This window comes from Facivitalis istanbulensis, from assembly GCF_040560405.1.
In the GTDB taxonomy this organism is placed as follows: domain Bacteria; phylum Pseudomonadota; class Alphaproteobacteria; order Sphingomonadales; family Sphingomonadaceae; genus Sphingomonas; species Sphingomonas istanbulensis.
This window is the reverse complement of record NZ_JAVSCQ010000028.1, coordinates 31,312-52,568: the sequence shown is the minus strand read 5'-3', so window position 1 is coordinate 52,568 and position 21,257 is coordinate 31,312. Positions and strand designations below refer to the sequence as shown.

Genomic DNA, 21,257 nt, shown 5'->3' with positions numbered 1-21,257 from the left:
GCGATCCAGGCTTCCTGGATGACGCTGACCAGCGCCTTTTCGACGGTCTTGCGGGGTTCGAGAAAGCCGGGGAAGTACGCGCCGGTCCGCAGCTTGGGGATCTTCAGGTTGAGCGTACCCAGCCGGGCGTCGAGCGCCCGGTCGCGATAGCCGTTGCGCCACGTACTGCGCTCGCCGGATCGTTCATGCCGGCCGGCGCCGATCAGGCCGTCAACATCGGCCTCCATGATGATCTGCAGCACGCTCTCGGCAACGCTGCGCAGGAAATCGCCGTCTCCGGTCTTCGCCATCAGTTCGGCAAGCGGTAGTCTGTCCTCGGTCATCGGGAATTCCTCGGGTCAGGTTGAAGTCTGCAAACTCCACCATATCCGATGAGCCCGGTGGCCACCGTGACGCCGACGCCGGGGTGGGGCCTCGGCCCCACCCCGGCATACACCATCATCTACACCGGGAAATTACACCACGACCGCGGACGCTAACTGGCGGCAACTTCTGCGCGAGGGCGTCACCATCGCCAAATGCACGGGCGAGCGGCTGATGAAGGTGATGGGGCTGGCCGGTGTCGGCGCGGCAAATCCTGCGTCACCACCGTTCCCGATCGCAAGGCACCGTGCCGGCTCTACAAGGTCAAGCGCCTGGATCTGGCTTTTTTCGTCGACCGACAGCACGATGGCGTGGGCGGGCGGCGAGACATAGAGCCCGACCACATCGTGCAGCTTTTCAGCAAAAGCCTTGTCGTTGGACAGCTTGAAGCTGCGCCACCGGTGCGGCGCCAGACCGTGATCGTGCCAGATCTTCACCACCGTTGAAGCGGCAATGCCGACAGCTCTGGCCATCGCGCGCACCGTCCAATGTGTCGCCTCCTGAGCGGGCGGCTCCAGCGTCAGCGCCACGACCTTGTCAACCAACCTGGCTTCCAGCGGCGCAATGCCGGGCGGCCGGGTCTTGTCGCGCAGCAGGCCGTCGACGCCGTCGGCCATGAAACGCTCCTGCCACCTCCACACGCAGGTCTTCGACTTGCCGGTCGCCGCCATGATCGCGGCGGTGCCCAACTCCTCGTCGGTCAGCAGGATGATCCGGGCTCGCCAGACATGCTTCTGCGGTGAACCGCGAGCTGCGACAATCGCCTCAAGCCGAGCCCTGTCCGAGGCCGTGACGGAAATACTGATTCCGCTGCGCATGCCGCAACGTCGCACGCCACTCCATCTTTGGGAATCCTGAAACCAGACGCTTTCGTTCCGATCAACCCACTAGGTCCTGTGAAAGCGTTCGTGCCATCCATGCTGGCCTCCTGCCACCAGCAGATAGCCTGAATCACATCAGCGCTGCGAAGGGCACCCTTTCCGATTTAGTTCGTGTGAAAAACGCTATAGCCACCCAATTGCTTGGAAAAATGATAAATAATCATTGAGAACCGTCAGGTTATAATCGTTCATGATTTTTACCTGGCAGTATGAATTTGACCTTTCGAATTTTCTATTGCAGCATTGTTATGGCTGCATCGATCGAGTTTAGGAGTATCTGTTTCAGACCGTCACGGATGGCAGCATATCAAGTTAGTTCAGGAGGATAATATGAGTAAATTCATTTTCGGCGCACTCGTTGCGGTAGGTGTCGCGGTTTCTGGTGTCGCCGCGGCTGCCGAATTCGAGAACAATGCCAAAGTGGAGATCAAGGATTTTCCTGGCGGTGGCAAGCCCATCTACACCCTGATCAAGCAGGGCGAAGACGCGAACAAGGATGGTATCTACCTGCTCAAGACTCAGTCCAATAATTTTCTGACCGTTCAGAAGCCGGATGTCGGGGCCCCTGTGGGCTGGACGCAGACTGGCGATCCCAAGGCCAAACCGTCGAAGTGGATCCTTCACAAAAACTCGACGGGATGGTCGATCATTGCCGCCGGCAACGGCGCCAACACCGTCACCAAGGTCGGCGGCAAGTTGGTCCTTCAGCGGAACCAGGGCACCCCGACGCAGGTCTTCCAGCTCATTCGCCAATAGCATCTGAAGCCACGATCCTCTCCTGCCGAACGGATAAGCGGCAGGAGGGGGCGGACCGGCGCGGGAGAAGGCAAGATCGTTCGCGCCGGCCCGCCGCGCTTTTCCGGATCTCACCTGGTGCTTTGGCAAAGCAGCAGTGCGGTCGAGATACAATCTTGACCTTACCCGGTGCCCGACTGGCCTATCGACGCTCCGTAGCCGGTGCGCTTCAACAGCGCTTCAGCACGACCAAGTGGTTGGCATAATCAGCGGAGAGGTGGTCGCAGGATTTCGGACCAGTCGTTAAGCTCTGACGACTGACGAGGGATCCTCTTTATGACGAAGCGAAAGCGCTATTCGGCGGAGTGCAAGGCGAAGGTCGCGCTGGAGGCCAGGCGCACCAGCAACTCAAGGAGGAACTTGGTCTCGACCATTTCGAAGGTCGCTCCTGGACCGGGCTGCATCGCCATGCGCTTATGACAATGATCGCCTATGCCTTCCTCCAGACACGAAGGCTCGCCCAGGCGGGACGGAAAAAAAAGAGTCTCGGGCCCGCCACCTCAGCCGACCCTCCCGGCTGTCCGTCAGGCCATCCTTGATCGTCTGTTACGCCCGCCGCCGCGACACTGTCCGAATTGCGGAACGGCGCTATCATCACCGCGTCCCGAACTTCTGCCAAAGTAGTGCTAGGAGGTCTACCTCAACGCCTACGCCTCGATCCCCGAGGCCCGCGCCGGCATCGGCCGCTACATGGCGTTCTACAATGCCGTCAGACCGCATTCCGTGCTTGGCGGTCGCACGCCCGACCAGATATACTTCAACCAGCCGCTCCTCGCAGCGGCATGATCAACCAGCGGCAATCCACCTATCCGACCCGCGAGCCTGTGCAGACAAACCGAACCACCTCTGCAATATCGATATGGCAGAAACCGATCGGGTAGCGTTTGAAGCGCTGACGCTTTGGCTTGTCACCTTCGATATCTGGCAGGCGTGAGATGCCGTGTCGCTGCCGGCATCGGTGCAGCGCTGAGCGCGTCAGGTGCGGGATCGATGGTTGCAAGGCATGAAGACAGTCATCGAGCGGCAGCAACGTGTGTCGACGGAACGCCACAACCATTGCCTTCTCGGCCTCGGGCAGGGTGGTGGAATGAGGGGCCTTCGGCCGGGTCTTCAAATCCTCGACCGTCGTTCTCTTCCGCCACTTGGCGACCGTCTTCGGGTTGATCCCCAACTTCCGGCTCAACGCCGAGAGCGAGGCCTGCGATCGCTGTATTGCTGCTCGGACGGCGTGCGTGGTCGTGGCGCACCCATGACGTACCTGTCCCGTAAGGCTTCCTTCCGTTCCAACGAAAGGATCGCACCATCAAACCGTGGGATCAAATGCCTAGGCTCCGGTCGGCTTCAGTGGTCGCCCACCCGGTTTCCCCAGGGAAAACCGATAAATCGAATATTATATAAAGGCACGGCACCGGGCGTTATTTGACCCTCGTCAATGTCCGTCCTCGGGCGCCCTGCCTAATCCTGTCTCGCGAGCCGGCCGCGAAGGCGGGCTCTGTTGCCACGGAGTCCCTCATGGCGATCAAGATTGCAGTCCTGAAAGAATCCCTGTCCGGCGAGACGCGTGTCGCGGTGGTGCCGGTCATCCTTGGCCGGCTGGCGCATCTCGGCGCGGCGATCATGCTGGAACGGAATGCGGGGGTCGCCGCCACCTTCGCCGATGCGGCGTACAAGGACGCCTCCTTTGCCGACACGGTCGAGCCGCTGGTCGCGGATGCCGACATCGTCGTGGCGGTGCAGCCCCCGCCGATCGAAACGGTCAAGGCGATGAAGCCCGGCGCGCTGCTGGTGTCCTTCGTCTATGGTCAGGCGAATACCGGCCTGGTCGCGGCGCTGCGCGACGCGAAGGTCACCAGCTTCGCGATGGAACTCATCCCGCGCATCAGCCGGGCGCAGTCGATGGACGCCCTGTCGAGCCAGGCGGCGCTAGCCGGCTATTATGCGCCGCTGCTGGGCGCGGTGCACATGCCGCGCATCCTGCCGATGATGACGACCGCCGTCGGCTCGTTGCGGGCCGCCAAGGTGCTGGTCATGGGCCTTGGCGTCGCCGGTCTTTCGGCGCTGGCCACCGCGCACCGGCTGGGCGCGATCTGCGAGGGTTATGACGTTCGCCCGGAGACCGCCGAACAGGCACGCTCGCTGGGCGCGAAATTCGTCGACACCGGCATCGATGCGCGCGGCGAGGGGGGCTATGCCCGCGAACTGACCATCGAGGAAAAGGCGAAGGTCCGCCAGATTCTCTCGCAGCATATCGCCGAGGCGGACATGATCGTCACGACCGCGGCGGTGCCCGGCCGCAAGGCGCCGATCCTGATCGAGGCCGACCAGGTCGCGGCGATGAAGCCCGGATCGGTCATCGTCGACCTGGGGGCCGAGGGTGGCGGTAACTGTGCCGGCACCAGGCCGGGCGAGACGGTGACGGTCGGCCCGGCGACGATCCTCGGGCCGCTGAACGTCCCCGCCGCACTCGCGCAGGATGCCAGCGAGCTTTACGCCAAGAACATCCTCAATCTCCTGACGCTCATCGTGAAGGACGGCGCCATCGTGCTCGATTTCGACGACGAGGTCGTCGCCGGAACCGTGCTGACCCACGCGGGCGAAATCCGTAACGCGGCGGCGCGCAAGGCCGTCGAGGACGCCTCCTCCATCGGTGAAGGGCCTTCGCAATGACCATCGACACGTCCATGACATGGCTGATCGCGCTCTATATCTTCATGCTGGCGGCATTCACCGGCTATGAGGTGATCAGCCGGGTTCCCTCGATCCTGCACACGCCGCTGATGTCGGGGTCCAACTTCATCCATGGCATCGTCGTCGTCGGCGCGCTGCATGCGCTGCTCAACGCCACCACGCCCTTCGCCCAGATCGTCGGCTTTCTCGGCGTCATGCTCGGGGCGGCGAACGCGGCGGGCGGCTATGTCGTCACCGACAGGATGCTCGCGATGTTCAAGACCAGCGACAGGAAGGACAAGTAACATGGTTGCGCAGCACATCATGGGCCTGAGCGGCCTGCTTGCCGCGGGTCTGTTCATCTTCGGCCTGAAACGCATGTCCTCCCCGGCCACCGCGCTATCGGGCATCGTCGCGGCGGGTGTCGGCATGGTGGTGGCGGTCGCGGCCAGCTTCCTCGTGGTCTTCGACCTGGTGCAGGCCGGGAACGCGGAGCTCGGAACGAATGTCGCGCTGGCGCTCATCGCGCTCGTCCTAGGCGGCGGCTGGGCGTGGTGGCGCGGTAGCAAGGTCGCGATGACCGCGATGCCGCAGATGGTCGCGCTCTATAACGGCATGGGCGGCGGCGCGGCGGCGGCCATCGCGGCGGTCGAGCTGTCCGGCACCGGACGCGGCGCATCGCTCGCACTGGCTGTCACCGTGATCGGCGCGCTGATCGGCTCGGTGTCGCTCACCGGCTCGATCATCGCCTGGGCGAAGCTCGACGGAAAGATCAAGAAGCCGTGGCGGTTCGGCGGCCAGCGCCTGGTCAACGGCGTGGTGTTCGCGGCCACGGTGCTGCTCGGCATCGCCGCGGTCGTGCTGCACGGCACGGCGGACGGCGTTTCGCTGGCCATCCTGTTCTTCCTCGGCGCGCTGGCGTTCGGCATCATGATGACGCTGCCGATCGGCGGGGCCGACATGCCGGTCGTCATCTCGCTCTACAACGCCTTTACCGGGCTCGCGGTCGGGCTGGAGGGTTTCGCGCTCCAGAATCCGGCGCTGATGATCGCCGGCATGGTGGTGGGGTCGGCGGGCACGCTGCTCACCGTGCTGATGGCCAAGGCCATGAACCGCTCGCTGGTCAATGTGCTCTTCTCGAACTTCGGCGACGTGTCCGGCGGCGGTGGCGAGGATGTGAAGGGTGAGATGAAATCCACCGACGCGTCGGACGCCGCCATCAACATGCGCTATGCGTCGAGTGTCATCATCATCCCCGGCTATGGCCTCGCCGTCGCGCAGGCGCAGCAGAAGCTCTATGAATTCGTCAAGCTGCTCCAGACCGCCGGGGTCGACGTCAAATTCGCGATCCACCCGGTCGCGGGGCGCATGCCGGGCCATATGAACGTGCTGCTGGCGGAAGCGGGCGTTCCCTATGACATCATCTTCGACATGGACGATATCAACGCGACATTCGCCAACACCGATGTCGCCCTGGTCATCGGCGCGAACGATGTCGTCAATCCGGCGGCCCGGACCGACAAGTCCTCGCCAATCTATGGCATGCCGATCCTCAATGCCGATCAGGCCCGCCAGGTCTATGTCGTCAAGCGCGGCCAGGGCAAAGGCTATTCCGGCGTCGAGAACCTGCTCTTCTTCCAGGAGAATTGCAGCATGGTCTATGGCGATGCCCAGGCCGTGATGACCAGCATGATCCAGGCCGTCAAGGATCTGGGCGCCTGACCCTTCCCCCCTCCAGCACCCACAATCCAGCCACCATTCACGAAGGAGAATGACCATGGCCTATGCAACGATCAATCCATATACCGGCGAGGCGGTCGCCAGCTTTCCCGACGCGACGGACGCGCAGGTCCGGACCGCGCTCGACAAGGCCGATGCGGCGTTCGCGGCCTGGCGCAGGACGTCCTTTGCGGAACGCGGCCGCATCCTGCAAAATGCGGCCGATATCCTGCGCCGTGACGCCGACGCCTTCGCGAAGCTGCTGACGCTCGAAATGGGCAAGCTCTTCGCCGAGGCGAAAGCCGAAGTCGAACTGTCGGCCAAGATCTTCGAATATTATGTCCGCAATGCCGAGGCGCTGCTGCAGCCCGAAAAGCTCCCGGTCCTGGACCCGGCCGAGGGCGATGCGGTCCTGGTGTGCGAGCCACTCGGCGTATTGCTGGCGATCGAGCCGTGGAATTTTCCCTATTACCAGATCGCCCGCATCCTCGCGCCGCAACTGTCGGCCGGCAACACGCTCATCCTGAAGCATGCCTCCAACGTGCCGCAGAGCGCGGCGGCGTTCGAGACGCTGATGGCCGATGCCGGGCTGCCCGAAGGGTGTTTCAAGAACCTCTATGCGACGCGCGACCAGATCAACCTGATCATCAACGATCCCCGCGTCCAGGGCGTGGCGCTGACCGGGTCCGAGGCGGCGGGGTCGGTCGTCGCGGCCGAGGCGGGCAAGGCGCTGAAGAAATCGACGATGGAACTGGGCGGGGCCGACGCCTTCATCGTGCTGGCCGATGCGGACCTGAAGAAGACCATCGATTGGGCGGTCTTCGGCCGGCACTGGAACGGGGGCCAGGTCTGTGTCTCGTCCAAGCGGATGATCGTCGTCGACGAGGTCTATGACGCCTTCCTCGAAGGCTATCGCAAAGGCGTCGCGGCGTTGGTCGCGGGCGATCCCTTCGATGCCGCGACGACGCTGGCGCCTCTGTCGTCGCAAAAGGCGGCGGACGACATCAAGGAGCAGATCCGCAAGGCCGTCGGCCATGGTGCCAAGGCAGAAGAGGTCGGCCCGCCGGTCCCCAACCAGGGCGCCTTTGTGCAGCCGACCATCCTGACCGGGCTGGATGACCAGAATCCGGCCCGCCATTGGGAATTCTTCGGCCCCGTCTCGATGCTGTTCCGTGCGAAGGACGAGGATGATGCCGTGCGCATCGCCAACGATTCCCCGTTCGGCCTCGGCGGCTCGGTGTTCACGTCGAACGAAAAACACGGGCTTGAGGTGGCCAGGCGAATTTCGACCGGCATGGTCTTCGTCAACCATCCGACCAAGGTTGAGGCGGACCTGCCGTTCGGCGGCATTCGCCGGTCCGGCTATGGCCGCGAATTGCTGGGCCTGGGGCTCAAGGAATTCGTGAACCACAAGCTGATCGATGTGGTCGATATCGACACGCATTTCTGACGCTGCGAGGGTTCGCGGTGGCGGCCGGGGGGCAAAACCCTCCGGCCGTCATGCGCGTTTCGGGGCCCTTTAGTCGCTGGTCGTTTCGCGCGCGATCCAGGCCATGATGAGCGCGACGGTGAAGGATCGCTCCTCCTGCGTCATCGCCCGGTCGTCGGGAATCCGGTGCCATTTTGCCAGGCAGGCGCGGCAGCAGGTGGCCGTGGCATGCTGGGCGATGAATACCGGATGCCCGCGCATCGGGGTTTGCCGGCCATCGTTGCGCGGCTGGAATGCGGCCAGCCGGTCCGCCACGAAACCATGCGCATGGTCTTCAATGACGGACAGTCCCCTGGCGATCGCATAGGCGCGCTCGCGCTCGCCCAGATGGAAACGGGCGCGGAAACGGGACCGCGCCAGGCTGGCCAGCCGCTGGTCCAGCATGGGGCGATGTGGCGCGTTCCGATCATCCGGGGGCTCGGCCGATGGCACGATCATCCTCCATTGTTTCCCGCGGCGGACAGATACGGGAAGGGGCACCCCGGATCCTCCCGGAGCGCCCCTTCGCCGCGCAGCCACGGGACGCCGCCGGATCAGCCCGACAGCGCCCCGCGCCGGAGATCGTCAGAAAGCGGCGTCGATGTCGACGACGTCGATTAGCTTGTGATTGACGAACTCCTTGAGCCCCAGGCCGAGCAGCTCGCGGCCATAGCCCGAACGCCGCAGGCCGCCGAACGGCAGGTCGGCCTTCACCATCGTCGGGTGGTTCACGAACACCATGCCGGTCGACACCTTGCGGGCGACGGCCACGCCACGCTTCTCGTCGCGCGTGAAGACCGAGCCGCCAAGGCCGAAGGGCGAATCATTGGCGATGCGGATCGCGTCTTCCTCATCCTTCGCGCGGAAGATCATCGAGACGGGGCCGAAGAATTCCCAATAGCGGGCGGGATTGTCCTCGCCGATATCGGTGAGGATCGTCGGGCGGACGAACGCCCCGTGGTTGGGTGCCTCGGGGCCGACTTCCTGCGCGGTGGCGCCATGCTCGACGGCCTTGCGGATCTGCTCCTTGAGGCCATCGGCGGCGCGTTGCGACGACAGCGGCGCCAGCGTGGTCGCCGGATCGAACGGGTCGCCCATGCGCAGTTCGGCGACGCCCTGCGTATAGCGCTCCAGAAATTCGTCATAGATCTCGTCGGCGACGATCATCCGCTTGGACGAGACGCAGACCTGGCCCCCGTTCCAGTGGCGGCCGAAAACGGCCCATTTCACCGTCTTTTCGAGGTCGGCGTCGTTCAGCACGATGAAGGCATCCGCGCCGCCCAGTTCCATGGTGGACTTCTTCAGCGCCTTGCCTGCGGTGGCGGCGACGGCGGCACCGGCGGCTTCCGATCCGGTCAACGCCACGCCGTGGACGCGCGGATCGTTCAGGATCAGCTCGACCTTGTCATGCTCGGCGAACAGATTGATGAACGCACCCGCCGGCAGGCCGGCCTCGGCCATCAGCTTTTCAAACGCCTGCGCGCTCTGCGGGACGTTCGCGGCATGCTTGAGCAGGATGGTGTTGCCCGCCGAAAGCTGCGGCGCGATGATGCGCGCGATCTGGTAATAAGGGAAATTCCACGGCTCGATCGCGAGCAGCACGCCCAGCGGATCGCACACCAGCATGGCCTCGCCCTCGGCGGGATCGCTGACCGGCAGCTTTTCGGGCTGGAGCAGCGCTTCCGCATTCTTGGCATAATATTCGAAGATCGCGGCTGACAATTCGACCTCGGCGCGCGCCTCGGCGATCAGCTTGCCCATTTCCAGCGTCAGGATCGGGGCATAGGTCTCGACATCGCGGCGCAGAATGTCGGCGGCGGCCTGCATCACTTTGGCCCGCTCGGCAAAGCTGGTCTCACGCCACTGCTTGAAAGCCTTGTCCGCCTCGTCGATCGCGGCCAGGATTTCCGCGTCGCTGGCGGACGGGAAAGTTTTCAGGACTTCGCCGGTATAGGGATTGGTGGTTGCGAATGGCATGGGATGGACCTTCCTTCATGACGCAGACAGCCCGCCCGCCCGAGAATCGGGACGGGTGCATGCACCCGGACATAGGGTCTGCCCGGCGCTGCTGCCACAGCCGGATCAAAGGAATACATAAGACCAAAGTATCATTGCGACCATTCCACTTTGGGTATTCTATGGGGTGGTAGAATGGCGATTTCCGCGTCGGACTCCGTCATTTGGACCGGGCGGACGCCCTTCAAGCCCTGGCAAGGCTGATCTGCCGGTTGCTCGATTTCCGATGCTCGCTGAAGGCGGCGGTGATGGCGCGTAGCGTTTCCCGCGTCTTGGTGTCGGTCAGCGACGAATGCAGCAGGATCGAGAGCGACGGAATGGGCGGCAGGCCGAGCGCCTGGCTGACCTCGATCATGTCCGGCGTCGCCAGTCGGCAGGGAAAGGCCGCGACCGCCAGGCCGGCGGACAGCGCGGCGGTGACCGCCGAGGTGCCGCCGATGAAGACCTCGGTCCAGGGGATCGCCGCGCCGTCCAGCAACCGCGTCGCCACCTCGCGCACCGCACAGCATGACGGGTGGCTGGCGAGCGGCAGCGGTTCGCCCGCATGATGCTCGAAATCGGCCGACGCGTACCAGCCGAAATGCTCCGGGCCGAGGACTTCGCCGTCGCGCCGGTCGTCATCGCTGCGCGCGATGACGACATCGAGCGCGCCCTCCTGATAGGCATCGAGCAACGTGCGCGAATTGTCGATCATGACCTCGACCGTCAGGCAGGGGTCGAGCGTCTTCAGTTTCGCGAGCAGCGTCGGCACTTCGGGGCCCATGATATGGGCGGCGATGCCGAGCCGGAACCGCCGCCGTTCCGCCGTCAGCGCGGCCAGCGCCCGCTCATGCGCGGCCAGGAACTCGCGCGCCGGCGGCAGGAAGGTCTCGCCCAGCGCCGAGAGGCGGACCTGCCGGGGGGTGCGTTCGATCAGCCGTTTCCCGAGCCGCTCCTCAAGGCGCTTGAGCTTCACGCTGACCGCGCCTTGCGTCGAACCGAGTGCCTCCGCCGCGCGGGTGAAGCTGCGCAGGTCGGCGATCATCACGAACGCGCGTACGGCATCGACCTCGAGCATGATCAGCATTCATCCTAATTTGTTGTCACTGTAATATCCTGTCATTGGATTGATGGATGGTCAAGCGGCTGCCAGATGGATCCGCGTCACCAACGCCAATGTGCAGCGCCGCATCGTCACGTCCTGGCCTTCCCTCCGGCATGCGATCCGCCTGGCACTGGGAAAGAGCAACGCCGAACCATGAGCACGCAACCACCATCCCACAACAGACTCGCGCTGATCGCCATATGCCTCTCGGCCTTGATGCTGGGGCTGGAGATCACGAGCATTCCGTCGATCCTGCCGACGCTTGAAAAGGTGCTTTCGGCGGATTTCCAGCAGCTTCAATGGATCATGAACGCCTATACGATCGCGATGTGCTCCGTGCTGATGGCGATGGGGACCTTGGGCGACCGGTTCGGCCGGAAACGGGTGTTCCTGACCGGCGTCACGGTCTTTGCCGTCGCCTCGCTGATCTGCGGTCTGGCGACCAGCGCGCCGCTGCTGATTGCGGCCCGTTTTCTCCAGGGGACGAGCGCGGCGGCGATGCTCGCCTGCCAGGTCGCCATCCTCTCGCATCAGTTCCGGGACGGCGCGGAGCGCGGCAAGGCGTTCGGCTGGTGGGGCATCGTCTTCGGCATCGGCCTGGGCTTCGGCCCGGTCGTCGGCGCGATCATCACGCTGACCAGCTGGCACTGGGTTTTCCTCATCCATGTCGTGATCGCGGCGGTGACCATCGTCTTCGCACGGAAGGGCGTCGAGGAATCCGTCGACCCGCAGGCCACGCGCATCGACGTGGCGGGGATGGCGACGCTGTCGCTGGCGGTGTTCGGCATCGTCTATCTCATCACCCAGGGGCAGCGGATCGGGCTGACCAGCCCGTTCGCCATGACCGTCCTGGCGGTCAGCCTGGCCAGTTTCGCGCTGTTCGTCGTCGTCGAGACCCGCGCGGCGCGGCCGATGTTCGACTTCCGCGCCTTTCGCGTCCGCCGCTTCTCCGGCGCGATCCTCGGGTCGAGCGGCATGAACTTCAGCTTCTGGCCGTTCGTCATCTACCTGCCGATCTATCTTCAGGCGGTGCTGGGCTATGACGCGATCGCGGCCGGGATGACGGTGCTGGCCTATACGCTCCCGACGATCGTCGTCCCGCCGCTGGCCGAGCGCCTGTTGCTCGCGCGGGGGCCGCGACTGGTCATCCCGCTCGGGCTGTTCACGATCGGCACCGGGTTCATCCTGCTGATGCTGGCGATCACCAGCGGCCATGCGAGCTGGATGACGCTGCTGCCCGGCTGCGTCCTAGCGGGGATCGGCCTTGGCCTGACCAACACGCCGGTCACCAACACGGCCACGGCGGCGTTGCCGCCGGAACGCGGCGGCATGGCGTCGGGCATGGACATGAGCGCCCGGATGATCTCGCTTTCGGTCAATATCGCGCTGATGGGCCTGATCCTGTCGAGCAGCGTCGCGGGCTATCTCCCGCACGCCCTGCCGGATCTGGCCGCCGCCGCGCGCCCTGCGCTGGCGGACATGGTCTCCGCCGGGAACCTCGCCGCCAGCCAGGCGCATGGCGTGCCGGTGGCGGTGGCCCGCGCGGCGCTGGCGCACGGCATCGGCCGGGTCACGCTCTATGGCGCGCTGTGCGCATGGGGGCTCGCCCTGGCCAGTTTCACCCTGTTCGGACGCCACCCGGCCCCGCATTCCGGCCGGGGCGCGCATTGATGGCGGGCGCCGGACCCGCCCTCCAGCCATGGCGGCCCATGGATCGGCGGCGGGCGATACGCCTATTGCGCCACGGGCCAGCCGTCGCTCGTCCAGCCCAGCCGCTGGACCTGCAGCGTGGGAATGCCGTTCCGCTGCGTGTCATAGGCGTGATAGACGAGATAGTCGCCATCCGCCTGTTGCAGCACCTCGACGCCGCCACGGCCGACGAAGCGGCTGCCATCGCCCTGGCCGTTGGTCAGGACCACGGTGCCGCCGCCCTTCAGCATCGCCTTGCCATCGCGATCGACATAGGGGCCGTCGGGCGCGGAGGCGCGGCCGACCACGGTGTAATAGGTGCTCTTCGCCCCCTGGCAGCAGGCGTCGAACGACAGGAACAGATAATAATAATTGTCGTGCCGGATGATGTACGGGCCCTCGGCCGCATCGGGGGCGGGGCGCTCGGCCAGGGCACGCGGGGCCGCATCGCCCGCCAGCCGCAGGCCGGTCGTCGGGTCAAGGCGGATCAGCTTGATCCCGGACCAATAGCTGCCAAAGACCATCCAGTCGCGCCCCTGTGCGTCGGTGAAGGCCATCGGATCGATCGCGTTGAAATCGTCGCTGGTCTGCGACTGGATCACCGGCCCCTGGTCGACCCAATTGGCGGCCGGCGCGCTCGGATCGATCCGGGTCGCGGTGGCCAGGCCGATCGCCGACTGGTTCTTTCCGAAGGTCGAGATCGCGTAATAGAGCCGGTACTGGCCGTTCACCTTGGAGATATCGGGCGCCCACATGCCCGTGGCACCCGGCACGGCGGTCTTCGCCCAGGCGGGCAGCGACAGGTAGCTGCCGCCGCGCAGCGTCCAGTCCCTGAGATCGGTCGAGGTGCGCAGCGCCAGCAGCCCCTCGGTGTCGCCCGCATTGCCGGTGGTGAACAGATAATAGGTGTCGCCGTCCTTCAGGATCGCGGGATCATGCGCCGCGCTGACATTGCCGGTCAGCGCGAGCGGGCCGCCGGTCGGCGTCGCCGTGGCGCTGGGTGACGGTGACGGTGACGGAGAGGGCGAGGGTGAGGGCGAGGCGGTCGGCGTCGGCCCCGGCACGGTCGAAATGGCGGGCGAGGACGACAGATCGCCATCGCCCGATCCGCAGGACGAGGCGACGAGCAGCAACAGGATCGGCGAAATGCGCTTCACGAGCGATTTCCTTCCCAACATGTGCGGGCGGGCCCATCGACCCGCCCGGCAGGACATCAATTGAAGCTGTAGCGGGCACCGATCGCGAAGGTGCGCGGGATCAGCACGGTGCCCAGATTGTAGCGATCCTTGTCGCCGACATTGCCGAAGCGATAATATTCCTGCTGCTTCATCCGCGTCAGGTTGACCGCGTCGAAGGTCAGGCCAAGCCGGTCGGTCAGGCGTGCGGTCAGCTGGAAATCGAGGCTCGCCTCGGCCCGGCGCCAGACGCCCAGCGGGTTGGCGAACAACGCCGCTTCGTACCGCGCCTGCCACGGGTTGCGATAGACATAGGACAGGCGCGCGCCGATCGGCCCCTTATCATAGGCCAGCGTGGCATTGTAGGAGAAGTCCGATACGCCGAAGAAGCCCGAACGCTGCTCGCCGGTCTGCTGGCCCGCATTGTTGAAGACGGGGACATTCTGGTTCGAGTCGAGCACCGTCAGGCTGCCCTGGAAGCCCAGGCCGTCGAGGATCGAGGGCAGATAGGTCGGGAAATAGGTGAGGCCGACCTCCAGCCCCTTCAGCACGCCGTTGGAGGCATTGGCCGGGCGGCTGATGAGAAACGTATCGGTCTTGCCCGCGACGATGCCATTGTTGGGAATGGTCTCCAGGCTGCGCACCGAGGTGACCAGCCCCTGGATATCCCGCCGGAACCCGGTGACGGTGATCGCGCTGTTGCGGCCGAAATACCATTCGAGCGCGAGGTCGTAATTCTTCGACGTGGTCGGCTTCAGCGTCGCGGTGCCGGCCGAGCCGCTGCCATAGCCGACATTGGTCAGGTCGCCGGTCAGCGAATAATTGGGGTTGATGTCGCCGAAATTGGGACGACGCAGCGTTTCGCCATAGTTGAACCGGGCGCGGAAGTTCGAGGTGATCTCGTACCGGGCGGTGAAGCTGGGCAGCAGCCGCTCCGACCCCGGCGATGCGCGCGAGATCGCGCCGTTGTTGAACCGGTCGCGGAAGGTCGCATCGGTATCGACCGTGACATAGCGGAGGCCGGCTTGCAGCTTGAGCGGACGACCGAAGATGTCGATCTGTCCATCGGCCTGGAGATAGGCGGCCAGCGTGATCTCATCCACCTCGAACACGCGGGTCATGCTCAGCTGGTTGGACGTCTTCAGGCCATAAAGCTGGCGGATGTCGTCGGCATGGGCGTAGTTGTAATAGCCATTGGCCGACACCCAGCTGCTCGGCACGTCGCCGCGCCCCTCGAAAAAGTCCGAATTGGTGAAGGTCGCGCCCGCCGGCAGGCTGGACAGCGGCCGCCCCAGCCCGGCGGCGTCGGCGGTGCGCACGTCGCTCGACGCGCGGCGTTCGTCGAAGCGGAAGCCGCCCTTGATCTGCCGGAGAAAGCCCGAGTCCCAGGTGTAATAGGCGTCGAGCGTCCCGGTGATCGCGCTGCCCTTGTCGCGATTGGCGTTGTCGTACAGCTGCGCGACGTTCCACACCTTCGGATCGGCCAGCAGCGCGTCATTGTCGAAATGATAGGACGGAATGCCGCCGCCCGCGTTGAAGGTCGTGCTGATCTGGTTGGCGACGCGGTCGGTGCGCATCGCGAAGAACGCGGTCTTGTACTGGCTGGTCTGATAGGCGACGTCGGCGACGATGCCGCCGCGCGTGCCCAGGTCCCATTTGCCGTTCAGCGCATAGACGAAGCTGTCGGTCTGGTTGCGCGTATAGTCGGCGCTGTTGAAGCCATAGACGCTGTTGGCGATGCGCGATTTCACGATGTTGGTGCCGTCATACAGGGTCGGCGCCTGCGGATTGGCCCAGAAGTCGACAAAGCTGAATTGCAGGCTGTTGAACGTGTCGCCGCGGAAACCCGAATAGAAGACCTCGGCGGTATAGGTCGAGCTGCTGTTGGGCGCCCATTGCAGCGCCGCATTGACCGAGGGACGTTCGCGCTTGCCGTACAGGTCGGAACTGAACACCGCGTCGCGCGACAGCCAATAGGGTGTGTCGATGCCGTTGACGGAGATGGTCGAGCCGGGGGCGGTGGGCAGGCCCGTCTCGGTCCCGACTTCCCAGTTGCCCAGCCCGGGCGTGTTGACGAACGCGCGCGTGCGCGGATCGATCGGCGCGGGGAAGATGCGCTGGAAGCCCGCCAGCCCGGTGCCTGCGGGCGGGGCAAGCGTGGCGAAGGGGACGAACGCGCCCGCCGTGGTCGCCATGGTACGGAATTTGGACCGGCTGTAGCTGCCGTTCACCAGCAGGCCGATATCGCCGATCCCGGTTTCCCAGCGATCGCTGACCAGCAGCGCGGCGTTGGGATTGAAGCTGTCCGCCTCCTGGTCGTAAATGCCCCGCGCCAGCGCGGAGACGGCGAAACCGTCGAAATCGAACGGACGGCGGGTGACGACGTCCACCTGCCCGGCCAGCCCGGTCTCGATCTGGTCGGCGGCGCGCGTCTTGTACACGTCCACCCGCTTGATGAGGTTCGCCGAGATGTCCTGCAACGAGAAGGACTGGTTGGCGGCGGTGAAGATGGTGCGACCGTTCAGCGTGGTCAGCGCATCGGGCAGGCCGCGAATCTGGATGCCGCCCGCTTCGCCCTGGCCGCGATCGGTGACCTGAACGCCGGTCACGCGCTGCAACGCCTCGACGACATTGTTGTCGGGCAGTTTGCCGACATCCTCGGCCACCACCGAGTCGACGATCTGGGTCGAGTTGCGCCGGCGGTTGAGCGCCCCGACGATCGAGGCGCGGACGCCGGTGACGACGATCTCGCTGTCGTCCGGTTGCGGCGGCGTGGCTTGCGCGTCGGTCTGGCCCGGCATGGCGGGGGACGCATCGCTCTGAGCAAAGGCCGGCACGGCGAGCAGCGATACGACCGAGACGGACGCGAGGAACAGCAACCTGGACGTCATTTGAGATCCCCTCCCAAAGCAAGTTTATCATGACCGATGCGCTCTGTTGACGCTGATTACTCGGACATGTGCGAGAGAAGACGTTTAGCAGTTTTGCGGATCGCCGCAAGCCATTACGGTATCGCAATGCCTGTGACCGCACCGGAATACCATCGTTTGACAGGGTATTGTCCCGGAATGTGTTCGGGTATCTCATCGGCGTCATGGCCGTGCGCACCATCGTCACACGGCCATGTTAGCGCTAATTTATAGGAGTAATAGTCGGGCGCGGTCAGCCGCGGCGCAGCGGCCCGTTCGCGACCGGCTGGCCGAAATCGGGCGTGCCGTCCGCGCGATAGCCGAAATATTGCATCCGCGTATGGCGGTTCGGATCGAACAGCGGATCGCCCTTTATCTCGGCATAGTCGCGCGCGTGATAGACCAGGATGTCGCGGCCCCGCTCATCGACGGTGAAGCTGTTGTGCCCGGGGCCGAATATCCTGTGCTCGACCGAGGTCTTGAACACCGGCTCGGGGGCCTTGGACCAGTTGGCGGCGGTCATCAGGTCGGCATCGGCGTCGCAGGTCAGCATGCCCATGCAATAGCGCGAATCGGTGGCGCTCGCCGAATAGGTCATGAACAGCTTGCCGTTGCGGGCGAGCACGGCGGGGGCCTCGTTCACCTTGAAGCCCTGAATCTCCCAGTCGAGCGTCGGCACCGACAGCCGCACCGGCCGGGCGGCCAGGGTCAGCGCGGTCTTCAGCGGGGCGAGGTACAGGTTCGAGTTGGTCTCGATCCCCGGCTCGCGCTGCGCCCAGGCCAGATAGCGCTGGCCGCGATGGACGAAGCTCGTCGAATCGAGGTTGAAGCTGTCCCATTCGGTCTGCAACTGGCCAAGCACCGACCATTGGCCCTTCATCGGATCCGGCCCGTCGCACACGACCGCGAAGGTGCGGATGCGGAACACATCCTCGCCCCCGCCGCTGGGGCCCGCCGCGAAATACATCATCCAGCGATGGTCGACCAAGTGCATCTCGGGCGCCCAGATGAAGCCCGACATCGGCCCGCTGGCCAGATGCCGCCACACCACCCGTTCGGTGGCGGTGGACAGGCCCTCCAGCGTCCTCGACCGGCGCAGCACGAGGCGATCATATTCGGGCACCGAGCCGGTCATGTAATACCAGCCGTCGTCATGGCGAAACACCTGCGCGTCGGCGCGCTGGCGCACGACCGGATTGACGATCGTCGGGGCGGCGGCGACCCTGGCGATCGCCGGCGTCGCCAGGGTCGCCGCCGTGCTGGTCAGGAAGGAACGTCGGGTGAACATGTCTGCATCCTCTGCCATCGACAGCCTTGTGCGGCTGTGCATTGCGCCGGCCCCCTTGTCCGTCCATCAGGGGCCTGGGCGATGCCCTTAGACCATAACTCCGACATTATAAAAGGGCCGATGCACCGGCCACAACGGTCCTGTCGCGGGGCCACATGGCCCCGCCGCCCTGCAACGGCACGTCATGGCCGATCGCGGCGGCACCGCACGATATGAACCCGCTCAGCGCCAGCAGGCCCGACCCACCCGCCGCAATCGTCATGGGCGGTCCGCCGTAAGGACGGCCTTCAGGATCGCCTCGGAGCGCCGTTGGCCATAGCCATGACCATAGGCGCTGGAGGTGATCGCGACGACCATGTGGCGGCTTGGAATCACATAGATCTTGTTGCCGCCATTGCCCGACGCGAACGACACCGGGATCGCGGTCCCGGCTATCGTCTGGACTTTCGAATACCAGAAATAGCCATAGCCATCGGCATAGGGATCGTCGTCGGCGATCACGACCTTCGGTGTGAGCGCGGCGCGTATCCAGTGCGCGCTGACGATCCGGCGGCCGTGGTACAGACCGTCGCCGCGCACCATCTCGCCGATCGTCGCCAGATCGCGGGTCGTGAGCGACAGGTTGCCCTGGCCCTTGATATGGCCGGCGGCGTCCGACGCCCAGCGCCAGCGGTGGATGCCCAGCGGCTGGAAGAGCGATCGCCGCGCGAAATCGGCCAGCGATCGCCCGGTCGCCTTCGCGACGACGACGCCGGCGGTGTAGGCGGTGAGCGAGTTGTAGCGATAGCGCGTGCCCGGTGGATCGGCCCGTGGCACCGACCGCAGGAAGACCAGGGGATCGGGCGCGGCGTCGAGCCTGTCCTCATTGCCGGGCGATGCGGGGTCTTCGTCGAACGCGGCTAGCCCGGATCGCATCGTCAGGAGATCGTCGATGGCGACATCGCCGATCGCGCTGCCCCCGGTTTCGGGCCAATAGGTGGCGACCTTGTCGTCCACGCCATGGATCCTGCCCTGGTCGATCGCAATCCCCACGAGCAGCGCGGTGATGCTCTTCCCGGCCGAACGAATGTCGTGGAGGGTGCCCGCCGTTTCGCCGTTATAATAGCGCTCCGCGACCATCTGGCCATCGCGAAGAACGACGACTCCGCGCAGATCGGGATGCGCATCCCAATCGAATGTCGCCAGGATCGTGTCGAGCGCGGTGTCGCGCGAGGATGCGGGGGCGGCGGCGCCCAGGAGAATCCCTCCGAATATGACGATGATGGCGTTGACGTGGTTCACGGACCGTCTCCCAGTGCGAGGATGCCGTTTTCCGACAGATATCGGCGTTTGAGGAGTCCCGGGTCGAACAGGGGGCTCAGCGATCGGGCGGCCCCGCCCGGCCGTCGCCGGGCGAGAAGGCCTCCAGAATGCGGCATTCAGACACCTTGCCGCCGCCGCAGCTGGCGATCAGCCGGGCCAGTTCGTGCCGCAACGCCATCAGGTCGGCGATCTTGCCATCGATCCCCGCCAGGTGCCGCTGCGCCAGCGTGTCGACGGTGCCGCAATCCTGGTCGCGGTTGCCGGCCATGTCGAGCAGCGCGCGCACCTCGTCGAGCGAGAAGCCCAGGTCGCGGGTGCGCCGGATGAAGCGCAGCCGGTCGAGATCCTCGGGGTGGTAGGCGCGGTAATTCCCCTCCGTTCGTGCCGGTTGGGGCAGGAGCCCCGCGCGTTCATAATAGCGGACCGTCTCGACGCTGGTGCCAGTCGCCGCGGCGAGCCTGCCGATCGTCAGAGGTTTCACAGCATGATGCCCAGCCGGGCGGCGACCAGCGTCATCACCGTGTAGAGCAGCATGGTCAGCGCGCAGCCCGCGACGAGCGCCCCCCAGAAGGGGACGCCGCCCCGCAGCAACAGGGGGATGAGCAGGAACATCGGCAGCGACGGCAGGACATACCAGAAGGTGGCACCGGCATGGGCGGCCAGCCGCTGCGGATCATGCGTGTCATGCCAGAGCCACATCATGCCGAGGATCGAGATCAGCGGCAGCGAGGCGACGAGCGCGCCGACCCCCGGGCTGCGCCGGGCGATCTCGGACACGGCCGCGACGATGACCCCCGACAGCAGCGCCTTGACGACGAACCACATCATGCCCTTGACCCTGTAGCTGGTACAGGGTCCATATAGGGCGTCGCACCACGAACGCGAAGGGCGACGATCATGGCATGTGGCACCTGCTGTACCTCCGGGGCGGAGACGGGCGACGACCCGCACTGGCGGCGCGCGCTGTGGATCGCGCTGGCGGTCAACGCGGCCCTGTTCGCGGCCGAGATCGTCGCGGGCGTCGCCGGCCATTCCCGGGCGTTGCAGGCCGATGCGCTCGATTTCCTGGGCGACAGCGCCAATTACGCGATCAGCCTGGGCGTCACCGGAATGGCATTGGCGTGGCGGGCGCGCGCGGCGCTGCTCAAGGGCGCGACATTGATCCTGTTCGGCGGCTACGTCCTCGTCGCGACGCTCTGGGCGGTCTGGCACGGCGGCACGCCGCACGCCGAGGTCATGGGCGCGGTCGGGATCGCCGCGCTGGCCGCCAATGCCGGCGTTGCGCTGATGCTGTATCGCTGGCGCTCGGGCGACGCGAACAGGCGCTCGGTCTGGATCTGCTCGCGCAACGACGCGATCGGGAATGTCGCGGTGGTGCTCGCGGCGGCGGGTGTGTTCGGAACGGGCACGGCGTGGCCCGACCTGATCGTCGCGGCGGTGATGGCGTTGCTCGGTATCTCGGGCGGCGTGCAGATCATCGTGCAGGCGCGCGGCGAGTTGAGCCGCACGCGGCAGGGTTACAGCGCGGGTGTCGGCTGCTAGGAAAGACGGGATGCGTGCGGTGATGCCCTTTCTGGCCTGTCTGATGCTGGTGCTGACCGGCTGGGCGAGCATGGCCCATGCCGCCGAGATGAGCGGCGGCCGGATCGCGGGCGTCGAGGTCATCCTGCACGCGCCGGGCGACGGCGACGAGGTGCCGGGCGATGGCGACAACGCTTTGCCCCACCATCATAATAGTTGCCATGCGCATGATCTGGGAGCGCCCGTCACGCGCTATGTCGTGGACGCCCATGCGCCCGAGTCCCGCACCCGCCATCCCGGGGAGCCGAGCCTGTTGACGGGTGTGAAGGACAGCGTCCTGCCGAGACCGCCGCGCGCCTGACCGAAATCGCCACCGGCCG

At 65.4% G+C, this 21,257-nt stretch carries 17 protein-coding genes and 5 pseudogenes; 10 read left to right on the top strand and 12 right to left on the bottom strand.

What is annotated here, in order from left to right; all coding sequences use genetic code 11:
• Together RN629_RS14560 and RN629_RS14550 are read right to left on the bottom strand one after the other, a co-directional pair.
• Nucleotides 1–323: transposase (locus RN629_RS14560; protein WP_407035862.1), on the bottom strand; the 323-nt coding region annotated here is incomplete at its 3' end.
• 261 nt (nucleotides 324–584) lie between these two features.
• Nucleotides 585–1,181 (bottom strand): annotated as a pseudogene (locus RN629_RS14550) (helix-turn-helix domain-containing protein); the annotation flags it as partial.
• A gap of 393 nt (nucleotides 1,182–1,574) precedes the next feature.
• On the opposite strand from RN629_RS14550, the gene RN629_RS14545 reads away from it, so the two are divergent.
• From RN629_RS14545 to RN629_RS14535, 3 genes and pseudogenes are all read left to right on the top strand, one after another.
• Entirely contained in the window at nucleotides 1,575–2,000 is a 426-nt protein-coding gene (locus RN629_RS14545; protein ID WP_407035861.1) for a hypothetical protein, read from the top strand.
• Nucleotides 2,001–2,371: 371 nt separating this feature from the next.
• Nucleotides 2,372–2,578, top strand: a pseudogene (locus RN629_RS14540) (IS701 family transposase); the annotation flags it as partial.
• A 91-nt stretch (nucleotides 2,579–2,669) separates the two neighbouring features.
• Nucleotides 2,670–2,825, top strand: a pseudogene (locus RN629_RS14535) (integrase core domain-containing protein); the annotation flags it as partial.
• A 55-nt stretch (nucleotides 2,826–2,880) separates the two neighbouring features.
• Here RN629_RS14535 and RN629_RS14530 read toward each other — a convergent pair.
• Nucleotides 2,881–3,252 (bottom strand): annotated as a pseudogene (locus tag RN629_RS14530) (IS481 family transposase); the annotation flags it as partial.
• Nucleotides 3,253–3,551: 299 nt separating this feature from the next.
• Between RN629_RS14530 and RN629_RS14525 the strand changes: the two are divergent.
• Genes RN629_RS14525 through RN629_RS14510 form a run of 4 tightly spaced genes read left to right on the top strand, consistent with a single transcriptional unit; the run spans nucleotide 3,552 to nucleotide 7,875 of the window.
• Nucleotides 3,552–4,706: an NAD(P) transhydrogenase subunit alpha gene (locus RN629_RS14525; protein ID WP_407035860.1), complete on the top strand. Its 1,155-nt coding sequence runs from the start codon at nucleotides 3,552–3,554 to the stop codon at nucleotides 4,704–4,706.
• A complete protein-coding gene (locus RN629_RS14520; protein ID WP_407035859.1) occupies nucleotides 4,703–5,011 on the top strand; it encodes an NAD(P) transhydrogenase subunit alpha in 309 nt (102 codons plus the stop codon). Before RN629_RS14525 ends, RN629_RS14520 begins: the two co-directional genes overlap by 4 nt.
• Nucleotide 5,012: 1 nt before the next feature.
• Entirely contained in the window at nucleotides 5,013–6,428 is a 1,416-nt protein-coding gene (locus tag RN629_RS14515) for an NAD(P)(+) transhydrogenase (Re/Si-specific) subunit beta (RefSeq protein ID WP_407035858.1), read from the top strand.
• Nucleotides 6,429–6,483: 55 nt separating this feature from the next.
• On the top strand, nucleotides 6,484–7,875 hold the full coding sequence (locus tag RN629_RS14510; RefSeq protein ID WP_407035857.1) for an NAD-dependent succinate-semialdehyde dehydrogenase: 1,392 nt from the start codon (nucleotides 6,484–6,486) through the stop codon (nucleotides 7,873–7,875).
• Between the two features lie 69 nt (nucleotides 7,876–7,944).
• Here the strand turns inward: RN629_RS14510 and RN629_RS14505 are convergent, their stop codons facing one another.
• The 3 genes from RN629_RS14505 to RN629_RS14495 form a co-directional block, all read right to left on the bottom strand.
• The gene (locus RN629_RS14505; protein WP_407035856.1) at nucleotides 7,945–8,352 is read right to left on the bottom strand and encodes a DUF4186 domain-containing protein; all 408 of its coding nucleotides are present in this window, start codon (nucleotides 8,350–8,352) and stop codon (nucleotides 7,945–7,947) included.
• A 126-nt stretch (nucleotides 8,353–8,478) separates the two neighbouring features.
• Complete coding sequence (locus RN629_RS14500) at nucleotides 8,479–9,870, bottom strand: NAD-dependent succinate-semialdehyde dehydrogenase (protein ID WP_407035855.1); 1,392 nt, start codon at nucleotides 9,868–9,870, stop codon at nucleotides 8,479–8,481.
• A 223-nt stretch (nucleotides 9,871–10,093) separates the two neighbouring features.
• Nucleotides 10,094–10,975, bottom strand: a complete 882-nt coding sequence (locus RN629_RS14495; protein ID WP_407035854.1) for a LysR family transcriptional regulator — start codon at nucleotides 10,973–10,975, stop codon at nucleotides 10,094–10,096.
• Nucleotides 10,976–11,146: 171 nt separating this feature from the next.
• Between RN629_RS14495 and RN629_RS14490 the strand changes: the two genes are divergently transcribed.
• Nucleotides 11,147–12,664, top strand: coding sequence for an MFS transporter (locus RN629_RS14490; RefSeq protein ID WP_407035853.1), 1,518 nt, complete (start codon nucleotides 11,147–11,149; stop codon nucleotides 12,662–12,664).
• A 62-nt stretch (nucleotides 12,665–12,726) separates the two neighbouring features.
• Here RN629_RS14490 and RN629_RS14485 read toward each other — a convergent pair whose 3' ends face one another.
• The 6 genes and pseudogenes from RN629_RS14485 to RN629_RS14460 all read right to left on the bottom strand — a co-directional run bounded on the left by RN629_RS14485 (nucleotide 12,727) and on the right by RN629_RS14460 (nucleotide 20,184).
• Nucleotides 12,727–13,839, bottom strand: a complete 1,113-nt coding sequence (locus RN629_RS14485; RefSeq protein ID WP_407035852.1) for an arabinan endo-1,5-alpha-L-arabinosidase — start codon at nucleotides 13,837–13,839, stop codon at nucleotides 12,727–12,729.
• Between the two features lie 56 nt (nucleotides 13,840–13,895).
• Nucleotides 13,896–16,748 (bottom strand): TonB-dependent receptor, encoded by a 2,853-nt coding sequence (locus RN629_RS14480; protein WP_407035851.1) that lies wholly within the window; start codon nucleotides 16,746–16,748, stop codon nucleotides 13,896–13,898.
• Between the two features lie 283 nt (nucleotides 16,749–17,031).
• A pseudogene (locus RN629_RS14475) lies at nucleotides 17,032–18,054 on the bottom strand (glycoside hydrolase family 43 protein); the annotation flags it as partial.
• Nucleotides 18,055–18,312: 258 nt separating this feature from the next.
• Complete coding sequence (locus tag RN629_RS14470; RefSeq protein WP_407035850.1) at nucleotides 18,313–19,335, bottom strand: serine hydrolase domain-containing protein; 1,023 nt, start codon at nucleotides 19,333–19,335, stop codon at nucleotides 18,313–18,315.
• Nucleotides 19,336–19,411: 76 nt separating this feature from the next.
• Nucleotides 19,412–19,828 (bottom strand): MerR family transcriptional regulator, encoded by a 417-nt coding sequence (locus RN629_RS14465; protein ID WP_455189840.1) that lies wholly within the window; start codon nucleotides 19,826–19,828, stop codon nucleotides 19,412–19,414.
• A gap of 5 nt (nucleotides 19,829–19,833) precedes the next feature.
• Nucleotides 19,834–20,184 carry a DUF3147 family protein gene (locus RN629_RS14460; RefSeq protein WP_407035848.1) on the bottom strand — a complete coding sequence of 117 codons (351 nt, stop codon included), beginning with the start codon at nucleotides 20,182–20,184 and terminating at the stop codon, nucleotides 19,834–19,836.
• A gap of 69 nt (nucleotides 20,185–20,253) precedes the next feature.
• Here RN629_RS14460 and RN629_RS14455 point away from each other — a divergent pair, with 69 nt between their 5' ends.
• A complete protein-coding gene (locus RN629_RS14455) occupies nucleotides 20,254–20,898 on the top strand; it encodes a cation transporter (RefSeq protein ID WP_407035847.1) in 645 nt (214 codons plus the stop codon).
• Between the two features lie 10 nt (nucleotides 20,899–20,908).
• Nucleotides 20,909–21,238, top strand: coding sequence for a hypothetical protein (locus tag RN629_RS14450; protein ID WP_407035846.1), 330 nt, complete (start codon nucleotides 20,909–20,911; stop codon nucleotides 21,236–21,238).
• Nucleotides 21,239–21,257: the final 19 nt, after the last annotated feature.